This is a genomic window from Trinickia sp., assembly GCF_035492435.1.
GTDB lineage: Bacteria > Pseudomonadota > Gammaproteobacteria > Burkholderiales > Burkholderiaceae > Trinickia.
In genome coordinates this window covers 1-11,492 of record NZ_DATJJF010000214.1, presented here as the reverse complement: position 1 = coordinate 11,492, position 11,492 = coordinate 1, and the positions used below count along the sequence as shown (strand labels likewise).

5 protein-coding genes are annotated in these 11,492 nt (G+C 63.0%); 4 read left to right on the top strand and 1 reads right to left on the bottom strand.

Features of this window, described 5'->3' with window-relative positions; genetic code table 11:
* Window positions 1-482 (bottom strand): metallophosphoesterase (locus tag VL598_RS15475; protein WP_325327608.1); only part of this gene is annotated, 482 nt, incomplete at its 3' end.
* A 391-nt stretch (window positions 483-873) separates the two neighbouring features.
* On the opposite strand from VL598_RS15475, the gene VL598_RS15470 reads away from it, so the two are divergent.
* The 4 genes from VL598_RS15470 to glgX all read left to right on the top strand — a co-directional run.
* On the top strand, window positions 874-4,365 hold the full coding sequence (locus VL598_RS15470) for a maltotransferase domain-containing protein (RefSeq protein WP_325327607.1): 3,492 nt from the start codon (window positions 874-876) through the stop codon (window positions 4,363-4,365).
* Complete coding sequence (gene treS / locus VL598_RS15465) at window positions 4,355-7,864, top strand: maltose alpha-D-glucosyltransferase (protein WP_325327606.1); 3,510 nt, start codon at window positions 4,355-4,357, stop codon at window positions 7,862-7,864. The genes VL598_RS15470 and treS overlap by 11 nt, the downstream gene beginning before the upstream one ends.
* An 18-nt stretch (window positions 7,865-7,882) precedes the next feature.
* Window positions 7,883-10,126: a 1,4-alpha-glucan branching protein GlgB gene (glgB, locus tag VL598_RS15460; protein ID WP_325327605.1), complete on the top strand. Its 2,244-nt coding sequence runs from the start codon at window positions 7,883-7,885 to the stop codon at window positions 10,124-10,126.
* Window positions 10,127-10,194: 68 nt separating this feature from the next.
* The coding region (glgX, locus tag VL598_RS15455; RefSeq protein WP_325327604.1) for a glycogen debranching protein GlgX at window positions 10,195-11,492 on the top strand (1,298 nt) is incomplete at its 3' end.

Sequence of the window (11,492 nt, the reverse complement as noted above, 5' to 3'; positions counted from 1 at the left end):
CCATCCGTGAAGACTCCGGCGTCGAGCTTGGCATCATCGCCAAAAAACTCCGCGTGCACGACGTTAAATCGCCGCGCCCCCTCGCCCACAACCCGCGCAAGCGGCAACGTCCGCAGGCGGCGTGCGTATTGCATCAACGTTTCGTCCGATAGCGTTTCGGCCCATTCACCACCGATTCCATACCACCAACTGCGGCGCATCCCCCCCTCCGCAGCCAGACATAGCGCTTCCTCGTGATTGCCAAGTACCGGATAGAACCAGGGCTTGTCGAGGAGCGCCAAAGCCTCTTCCGATCTAGCCCCCCGATCGATGAGATCGCCCACCGAGAAAAGACGGTCTCGGGTGCTGTCAAACTCGATTTCACGCAGCAAATACCGGAGCGCGTCGACGCAGCCGTGCAGATCGCCAACGACGAAATCGCGCCCACCCGCGTTCACAGCGTGCCGGCAGACAACGGGAAAATACGGAGATGTCGTTTCCATAGCGCAATAATAGCGTCGCGCACGACCGACTTCGCAAAAGCGACGGGCTGTAAAAATCGACCAAGCAATGTCAAACTTACATCATCGATGTGACACTGCGCGTAACAAAAACCGGTCGGCGCTCATTAACGTGCGCGCATTCACTCGTATTTATTTAACCGCGCTTTCACGCGATCTGTCAGCCATCGATCCGCATCGCCAACGTGTGGCACGGCATGTAATGTGCTTGCGTGTTCCTCGCGCCCGAAGCGCGTCGCGCGGCCAGACGAACCGTGCGTCACCGATTATCTGTCGCGACAATGATGCAGCGCTATGAAGCATTGCTTGCAAGGCGATGCGTTTCGCGCGCCTCGCGTGCATTCACATCGCCGTCCGACACTAGGACCGACCGATGGAACGAAGTCAAGCCTATGCGCCGCGGATCTATTTCATTCATCCCCTTTTGGCCGGGCCGCTCGAGACCTGGGCCGCTCACTTGGACCACGCCGCCGCCCTCGGCTTCGACCATGTCCTGATCGGCTCGCCTTTTGCGCCGGGCAGGGCCGGTCATCTGCAGTTGGTTGCCGATTATTGCCGACTTCATCCGGCACTGAAGACCGATACCGACGTCGATGAGGCGCTGCATAGGCTTGCTGACGCGGCACGCACGCGCGGCTTGGCATTGCTCATCGAGATTGTGATCGATCGTGCTGCGGCCGACGGCGCGCTGTTTCACGCACATTCGCACTGGTTCCGCCTGCTCGAGCCCGGCGAAGCGCTGCCCGACCCGCGCCACGCACGCAGCAACGACAACGCCGTCTACGCCAATTTCGACGACCCGGTGGCTTCCGCGCAACTCGGCGCATGGTGGAGTGAGCGGCTGATCGCCCTCGTGCAAGCCGGTATCGCCGGTTTTTGCTTCGATTCGCCGCATCGCGTGCCCGTCGGTATCTGGCGCGAGTTCTGCGCGGCCGTGCGCACGCGTCATCCCGATGCGCGCTTTCTGGCCGCAACGCCGGGTCTTTCGCGCAGCGATCTCGCGCAACTCGCGGGCGTCGGCTTCGACAGTGTCTTTTCGTCGCTGCGCTGGTGGGACTTCCGGGCAGACTGGCTCGTCGACGAACACGCTGCACTCGTTCGCGTGGGCGCGCCGATCGCATTTCCCGATGCGCCTTATGGCCCGCGGCTCGCCGCCGATTTCGCATCGGCGAACGACGCCATCGTCATTGAGCGCGCGTATCGACGCGCCATGGCGGCCGCCGTTGCGCTGGGTACGGGATGGCTCATGCCGATGGGCTTCGAGTACGGCGTCGCTGAGCCGCTCTCCTATCGAGCCGGCAGTGCCGAGCGCTATCGCTCGTCCTGCGCCGCTGCGCAGTTCGATTTGAGTGTCGACGTCGCGCAGGCCAATGCATTGCAGCAACGTACCCCGCTCTTGCAATCCGTTGGGGAACTGCGTGCGCTCTCGCCCGCCGGCGCGGACGTCGCCATCCTTTTGCGCGGCGCTCGACCGGACTTGCGCAATACGCGTGAAGCTGCGCTCTTCATCGCGAACGCCGAACTGAGCACGCCGGCTTTCGTCGAACCTGCGCGGTTTCTCGACGGTGTACCGGGCGGCTTCACCGCAGTGAAGCCGCTCGCGAGCGCGTGCACGATACCGTCAGAACCGCTCGAAGCGTTTGTGCTCGGCCCCGGCGAATCCCACCTTTTCCGCGCAAGCGCAACACCTTGCGTCACGATTCCCTACGCGTCGAAACGCGCCGAGGCCGCAGCCGTCGCCCAGGCTACGGCCGCCCCCCGTCTTGCAATCGAGCGTGTCTCGCCGTGCGTCGACGGAGGACGTTTCGTCGTCAAGCGCATTGTGGGAGAAGAGGTCGAAGTGAGCGCGGCGATCTTCGGCGAGGGCCACGACAAGATCGCTGCCGCCGTTATCTGGCGCGCGGCCGACGAAATAGCATGGCGCGAAACGCCGATGACGCCTGCGCAGCCTGCCGGACTCGATCTGTGGCACGCGCGCATCTGGCTGACTCGCATCGGGCGCTACGAATTTACGGTGATCGCATGGCGCGACGACTTTGCTTCGCTAGTCGATCACATCCGCAAGAAGCTGAACGCGAATCAGGCCGTCGATCTCGAACTCGAAGAAGCGCGCCACCTCCTCGCACGCATATTAGCGGAAGCCGAGACAGCCGACACCGCTGACACGACGGGCGCGCACCAAGCGATGACGCCCGAGCACAACGCACATGGAACACATGAAGCGCTGCACCCAACCGTCGAACAGTTGAGGCACATTGCCACCCAGTTTGCGCACGTTCCGCCGGCAGCGAGGCTCGACCTCATCCTCGCGCCGCAGACGAGCGAGGCCGTGGCGTCAGCCCGCCACCGCCCGTTCCTGTCACGCGACATCACGACCTACCGCATCGATGCCGAGCGCAGCGCCGCACGTTTTGCGAGCTGGTACGAGATCTTTCCTCGCTCGATGAGCGACGACCCCACGCGGCATGGCACCTTCGACGACGTCATCGCGAAGCTGCCCCGAATTCGCGACCTGGGCTTCGACGTGCTCTATTTCCCGCCGATCCATCCGATCGGCAAGGTCAACCGCAAGGGCCGCAACAACACGCTCATCGCCCAGCCCGGGGACGTTGGCAGCCCCTATGCGATCGGCAGCGACGAGGGAGGACACACCGCGCTTCATCCGGACCTCGGCACATTCGATGATTTCAAGCGGATGCTGGCTGCCGCGCAGGCGCTCGGCCTCGAGATTGCCCTCGATTTCGCGATTCAATGCGCGCCCGATCATCCGTGGCTCACCGAGCACGCGTCATGGTTCGCCTGGCGTCCCGATGGGACGCTGCGCTATGCCGAGAATCCGCCGAAGAAGTATCAGGACATCGTCAATCCCGAGTTTTATGCCTACGACGCAAAGCCCGCGCTCTGGCTCGCGCTGCGCGACGTCATCCGCTTCTGGGTCGACTCAGGCGTACGGATTTTCCGCGTCGACAATCCTCACACGAAACCGCTGCCGTTCTGGGAATGGATGATCGCCGACATTCGCTCGCGTCGCCCCGACATCATTTTTCTCTCCGAAGCATTCACGCGGCCGCGTCTGATGTACCGCCTCGCCAAAATCGGCTTTTCTCAGTCCTATACCTACTTCACGTGGCGCGAATCGAAACGCGACTTTGTCGACTATCTGACCGAGCTGACCCAGACGGACGTGCGCGAGTATTTCCGTCCGCAGTTTTTCGTCAACACGCCCGATATCAACCCGCGTCATCTGCAATCATCGGGCCGTGCCGGCTTCATGATTCGAGCGGCGCTGGCCGCGACGCTCTCTGGGCTTTGGGGCATGTATTCGGGATTCGAGCTGTGTGAAGCCAAAGCGCTGCCCCACAGCGAGGAATATCTCGATTCCGAAAAGTACCAACTGCGCGCGTGGGACTGGGACCGGCCTGGCAATATCGTCGACGTCATCGCGGCGTTAAATCGGATTCGTCGCATGAACCCGGCGCTGCACACGCACCTCAATGTCACCTTCCTGCCCGCGCACAACGAACGCATCCTATTCTTCGAGAAGGCAACGGCCGCACGCGACAACGTGATCCTCGTCGCGATCAGCCTGGACCCGTTCGAGCCGCAGGAGGCCGATATCGAGCTGCCCTGGCAGACGCTCGAGCACTGGCGCGTGAAGGAATCGGACGCGCTCGCCGTCACCGAGCTCGTCAGCGGCGCGTGCTTCCAATGGCGCGGGCGCCGGCAGCCTATTCGCATCGAGCCAGACGCGCTGCCGTTCGCGATCTGGCGCATTGCACCGACTGCGGGATTCCCGCGCGACGAGCGTGCGTTCAGCGTGAGCGTTCGGCAATCGGCGAAGGGGGAGATACACCATGAAGCGTGACGAGCCTCTGAACGGCGGTTCGACGCCTCGGCATGCGGCATCGACCGTCGATGAGAGAGAAGCCGAGGACGGGAGGGCCGCAACCGCCGCGCAGCGCACACGCAGCGGCCGGCGCGTCAAGCCATCGTTGCTGTCGGACGATCCGCTTTGGTATAAGGACGCCGTAATCTATCAAGTGCATGTGAAGTCGTTTTTCGACTCGAACCGCGACGGCGTCGGCGATTTCGCGGGCCTCATTGCGAAGCTCGACTACATCGCCGAGCTCGGCGTGGATACAGTCTGGCTGCTGCCGTTCTATCCTTCGCCGCGCCGCGACGATGGCTATGACATCGCCGACTACCGCAACGTGCACCCTGACTACGGCTCACTCTCCGACGTTCGCCGCTTCATTCAGGAAGCGCACGCGCGGGGCCTTCGCGTCGTCGCCGAGCTTGTCATCAATCACACCTCAGACCAGCATCCGTGGTTTCAGCGCGCACGGCGCGCCAAGCCAGGATCGAATCATCGCAACTACTACGTGTGGTCGGACACCGACAAAAAGTACGACGGTACACGCATCATATTTATCGATGCCGAGCCTTCGAACTGGACGCACGATCCTGTCGCCAACGCCTACTACTGGCATCGCTTCTATTCGCATCAACCGGATCTCAACTTCGACAACCCCTCTGTTTTGCGCGAAGTGCTGGGCATCATGCGCTTTTGGCTCGACATGGGCATCGACGGGCTGAGGCTCGACGCCGTGCCGTACCTCGTCGAGCGCGAAGGCACGAGCAACGAAAACCTGCCGGAAACGCACGCGATTCTGAAGCAGATCCGTGCGGCGATCGATGCTGCTTATCCCAACCGCATGCTGCTCGCGGAAGCCAATCAATGGCCCGAAGACGTGCAGGAGTATTTCGGCGACGAAGACGAATGCCATATGGCGTTCCATTTCCCGCTTATGCCACGCATCTATATGGCCATTGCCAGTGAAGACCGCTTCCCGATCACCGACATCATGAAGCAGACACCGGAGCTTCCTCCAAGCTGCCAGTGGGCCATCTTCCTGCGCAACCATGACGAGCTGACGCTCGAGATGGTGACGGACTCCGAGCGCGATTATCTTTGGAACACCTACGCGAGCGACCGCCGTGCGCGCCTCAATCTCGGCATCCGCCGGCGCCTCGCGCCGCTGATGGAGCGCGACCGGCGCCGCGTCGAACTGATCAACTCGTTGCTGCTCTCGATGCCGGGCACGCCCGTCATCTACTACGGCGACGAGCTTGGAATGGGAGACAACATCCATCTCGGCGATCGCGACGGCGTGCGCACGCCGATGCAGTGGTCGTCCGACCGCAACGGAGGCTTTTCGCGCGCCGATCCGGAGCAGCTCGTCTTGCCGCCGCTCATGGGCTCGCTTTACGGGTTCGATGCCATCAATGTCGAAGCGCAGACGCGCGATCCGCATTCGCTGCTCAACTGGACGCGCCGCATGCTCGCCACGCGCCGCTCGACGCACACCTTCGGGCGCGGCAGCATCCGCTTTTTGCGCCCCTCGAACCGCAAGATCCTCGCCTATTTGCGCGAGATCGAGGGCGAACCGCCAATTCTGTGCGTTGCCAATCTCTCGCGAGCGCCGCAGGCGGTTGAACTCGACTTGCAGGAGTTCGCGGGTCGCGTGCCCGTGGAGATGACGGCCGACTCGGTCTTCCCTGCCATCGGCCAGCTGAGCTACCTGCTGACGTTCCCACCCTATGGCTTTCTCTGGTTTGTGCTGTGCACGCGCGATGACCGGCCCACGTGGAGCCAGCCCGGCTCGGAGCAACTGCCCGAATTCGTAACCGTCGTCATCCGCGCCTCGCAGACGGGTGCCACGCCTGAGAACGTGCGTTTGCTCGAATCGGAGGTTCTGCCGTCGTATTTGATCCGGCGTCGCTGGTTCGCCTCGAAGGACGAAAAGCTCCACGCCGTCAGGCTGGCCGCGCTGACGACCATCCCCGATGCCGGGTTCTCGTTCACCGAGATCGAAGCCGACGTCGGCAAGCGCACCGAGCGCTACGTGCTCCCGCTCGCGATTTCCTGGGGCTCCGACACAACCGTTCCGCTCTTTATGCAGCTCGCCCTCGCCCGCGTACGTCGCGGGCGCATGGTCGGGCATCTGACCGACGCATTCGCGCTGCCGCTCTTCGCTCACGGTGTGCTGAAAAATCTGCGCGAGCGCGTTGTGGTGCCGACAGTGCAAAAGAGCGAGATCTGCTTTGTTCCGACAACGCGCCTACCTGAACTCGACGATCTCGACGACACGTCCGAGGTTCGTTGGATTGCGGCCGAACAAACAAACAGCTCGCTGGTGGTCGGGGAGCGGGCCGTGCTCAAGCTCGTGCGGCGCGTCGCGGGCGGCATGCATCCTGAAGCAGAAATGAGCCGCCATCTTACCGAGGTCGGCTACGCCAACACTGCGCCACTCTATGGTGAGGTCGTGCGTGTCGATCCCGCGGGCGTGTCGCATACCCTGGCCATCCTGCAAGGCTTCATCGACAATCAGGGCGACGCATGGAACTGGGGGCTCGATTACCTGCGGCGTGTCATCGAGGACCAGGCGCTCGCCTCGGAGACGGATGAGCCTCAGCCCGAGGACATAGAAGCCTATTGCGCGCTCGTGAGCATGATCGGCCGCCGACTCGGCGAACTCCATGTGGCATTGGCCGAGCCCAGCGACGACCCCGCGTTCACGCCGGAAGCAGCCACGCCCGACGACGTACGCGGTTGGATTGACGGCGTGCAATCGATGGTAGCAAGCGCGCTGGACGTGCTCAGCGCGCATCTCTCCAAGCCCGACGATTATTTGTCAGACGACGCCCGCGCGGCGGCGCAAAGCCTCACCGCCATGCGCGAACGCCTCATGCTAGCGATCGAAGGACATGTGCCGCTCGAACTCGACGCTTTGTGCATCCGAGTGCATGGTGACTTCCACCTTGGCCAGGTTCTGGTCGCCCAAGCCGACGTCTTTTTGATCGACTTCGAAGGGGAGCCCGCACGCTCACTCGAAGAAAGACGCATGAAACGCAGCCCGCTCGTCGACGTTGCCGGCCTGTTGCGCTCGCTCGCCTATGTCAGCGCGGCCGCGCAGCCAACGCTTGAAAACCTGCCGCATGCAGCGGCGGATCGCAAACGTACGCTGTTTCAGCGATTCCGCGAGCGCGGCGAGGAGAGCTTCCTCGCCGGCTATCGTGAAGCGGTGAGCCATGCGGCAAGACCCATCGTCTCGGCGCAAGACGAAGCCGCCTTGCTCGACATCTTCTTGATCGAGAAGGCCGCTTACGAGGTCTGCTACGAAGCCGCGAACCGACCAACGTGGCTAGGCCTGCCCACGCGCGGCCTCGCGAAGTTGGCGGACCGCCTGATCGGCTCGCCGCCGCCGGGAGAGAGCAGCGGCGAGCGCGTCGACGGCAGCCCTCCCGCGAACGGCAACGGCGACGGCGACAGTCGCGGCGACGCACCCACGCCCACGTCGTGATCTCTTTCGGTCGCCGCCATGCACGAACAGTCCACACACCTACATTCGGTCGTCGAGCGTGATCCCGCCATCGGGCTCGATGCGCTCGACGTGCAGGCGCTCGTTGACGCGCGCCATCCCGATCCATTCTCGAAACTTGGCCTGCATCGGACGACGCACGGCCACATCGTGCGCGCGATGTTGCCGGGCGCATCGGCGGTATCCGTCATCGAACGCGAGAGGGGTAGCGTGCTGGGCCGGCTGACGTTGATCCATCCGGCAGGGCTTTATGCCGGCTTCGTCGAGCGGGCCGCGCCTTATCGGCTGCGCATCGACTGGCACGGCGTCGAGCAGGTTATTGAGGACACCTATTCATTTGGCCCTGTGCTCGACGAAGCTGCGCTGTATCGCCTTGTACGATCCGATCCGTACGCGGTCATGGAATGCCTTGGCGCACGCCCCTCATCACTCGATGGCATCCCCGGCGTGCGCTTCGCCGTATGGGCACCGAACGCGCGCCGCGTGTCGGTGGTCGGCGACTTCAACGTATGGGACGGCCGCCGGCATCCGATGCGCCTGCGTCACGAAGCGGGCGTCTGGGAGCTCTTTGTCCCGCGGCTTGCCGTCGGTTCGCGCTACAAATTCGAGATCATCGGTTTCGACGGTCATACGTTACCGCTCAAGGCTGACCCCTGCGCAATGCAGACCGAGCACACGCCGGCGACGGCGTCGATCGTCACCGATGTCGAGCGTATCGAGCACTTCCCGTGGAGCGACGGCGAGTGGATAACAAGACGCTCAGCGCTGCACTCGCCGCATGCGCCGATCAGCATTTACGAAGTGCAGGCGCAATCGTGGCTGCGCATCGAGGAGGAAGGCCGACGCAACCTGACTTGGCGCGAGCTTGCTGACCGGCTGATTCCTTATGTGCTCGGCATGGGCTTCACGCATGTCGAGTTCCTGCCGATTGCCGAGCACCCGTTCGGCGGCTCCTGGGGCTACCAGCCGCTGTCGCCGTTCGCGCCATCGGCTCGCTATGGGCCGCCCGAGGGCTTTGCCGAGTTCGTCAATCGCGCGCATGAGGCGGGGCTCGGCGTCATCATCGACTGGGTAAGCGCGCATTTTCCAAACGACGCGCACGGCCTCATCGCATTCGATGGCATGCCGCTTTACGAGCACGCAGATCCCCGCGAGGGCTATCACCAGGATTGGAATACGCTGATCTACAACCTCGGGCGCAACGAGGTTAGCGCGTTTCTGATCGCCTCTGCGCTCGCATGGATTCTGCGCTATCACGTTGACGGTCTGCGCGTCGATGCCGTTGCGTCGATGCTCTATCGCGACTACTCACGCGCGGCCGGCGAGTGGGTACCGAACATTTACGGCGGCCGAGAAAATCTGGAGTCGATCGCCTTTCTCCGACGCGTCAACCATGAAGTCGCGCATGCGCCGGGTATGCCGGGTGCCATCACCATCGCCGAAGAATCGACAGCGTGGCCCGGCGTTACCGCACGCGTCGAGGATGGGGGGCTCGGTTTCAACTACAAATGGAACATGGGGTGGATGCACGATACGCTCCATTTCATGCGCGAGGATCCCGTCTACCGCCGCTTCCACCATCACAACATGACGTTCGGCCTGGTCTACGCGTACGCTGAGCGGTTCGTGCTGCCGCTTTCGCATGACGAGGTTGTGCATGGCAAAGGATCGCTCTTCGGCAAAATGCGGGGCGACCGCTGGCAGCGCTTCGCGAACCTGCGCGCCTACCTGGGATTCATGTGGACTCATCCCGGCAAGAAGCTGCTCTTCATGGGAGGCGAATTCGCGCAGGAGGCGGAGTTCGACCACGATGCTTCGCCGAGTTGGCACCTGCTCGATGATTCCCTGCATCGTGGCATGCAGTTGCTCGTGCGCGATCTCAATCGTCTCTATACGAACGAGCCGGCGCTTCATGCCCTCGATGCCGAGCCCGGCGGTTTCGAATGGCTCGTTGGCGACGATAGCGCCAACAGCGTTTTCGCCTACCGGCGCTGCGCCGGCAGCGGCCAGGAAATGGCCGTCGTCTGCAATTTCACGCCGGTACCGCGCCGCGGTTATCGCATCGGCCTGCCTCTCGCGGGTGGCTGGACCGAAGTGCTCAATACTGACGCGAGCGCTTACGGCGGCTCGAATCTCGGCAACGGGGGCGCGATCGTAACCGAAAGTGTCGCAAGCCACGGTAAGCCGTTTTCCGCGCTCTTGACGCTGCCGCCGCTCGCGACGATTGTGCTGCGCGCGCCTTGAGACGCGCGTGCCGTGCCGCAACGCCCATTTGATCGATTCGATCGACAAATGACAAGGGGACAACGGGCATGGCGAACGCGCGACCCGATCGACTGGAAGCCGGTACACCGTATCCGCTGGGGTCTACGTGGGACGGGCTCGGTGTCAACTTTGCCGTGTTTTCGGCGAATGCCGAAAAGATCGAGCTCTGCCTCTTCGATTCCACTGGCCACAGGGAGTTGGCACGCTTGCCCCTGCCCGAATGCACTGACGAGGTCTGGCACGGCTATCTGCCCGGAGCGCACCCAGGCACCGTCTACGGCTATCGCGCCTATGGGCCGTATCGGCCGCACGACGGCCATCGTTTCAATCCGTATAAGCTGCTGCTGGACCCTTATGGCAAGAAGCTGACGGGCTTGTTCCGACGATCCGATGCGATGTTCGCTTATCGCGTTCATTCGAACCGCTTGGACCTATCCTTCGACCGGCGAGACTCGGCACCCGCCATGCCCAAGTGCGTCGTCATCGACGAGGCCTTCGATTGGTCGCGCGATGTGCGCCCCGAGGTGCCATGGAGCGAGACTGTCATCTACGAAGCGCACGTCAAAGGGGTCTCGATGACGAATCCGGACTTACGCCCGCATGAACGCGGCACCTTCGCGGCGCTAGGCTCCTCGCGCTTCCTCGATCACCTGTGCCGGCTAGGCATCACCGCTATCGAGCTGCTGCCGGTTCACGCATTCCTCGACGAGCGCTTTCTGGTCGAGCGTCATCTCACGAACTACTGGGGCTACAACCCGGCGGCCTTTTTCGCGCCGCATCCTGGCTATCTATCGACTCGGCGCCTCACCGAACTGCGCGTTGCCGTGCGACAACTGCATGCGGCCGGCATCGAAGTCATCCTGGATGTCGTCTACAACCACACCTGCGAAGGCAACGAGCTGGGGCCAACCGTCTCCTGGCGCGGCCTGGACAACGCAAGCTATTACCGCCTCGTACCGGGCGACGAGCGTCATTGCATCAACGATACCGGCTGCGGCAACACGCTTAACCTTTCGCATCCCCGCGTGTTGCAGATGGTCATGGATTCGCTGCGTTACTGGTCGAACGCCTATCACGTCGACGGGTTCCGGTTCGACCTCGGCGCCACGCTCGGGCGCGAGGGCACCGGGTTCGATCCAGGATCGGGCTTCTTCGATGCGATTCGCCAGGATCCCGATCTTTCGCGACGAAAGCTGATTTCCGAGCCGTGGGATGTAGGCCCTGGCGGCTATCAGCTCGGCCACCACCCGCCCGGCTTCGCCGAGTGGAATGACAAGTTCCGCGACTGCGTGCGCCGCTTCTGGCGCGGCGACGCCGGCATGCGTGCAGAGCTTGCGGCGCGCAT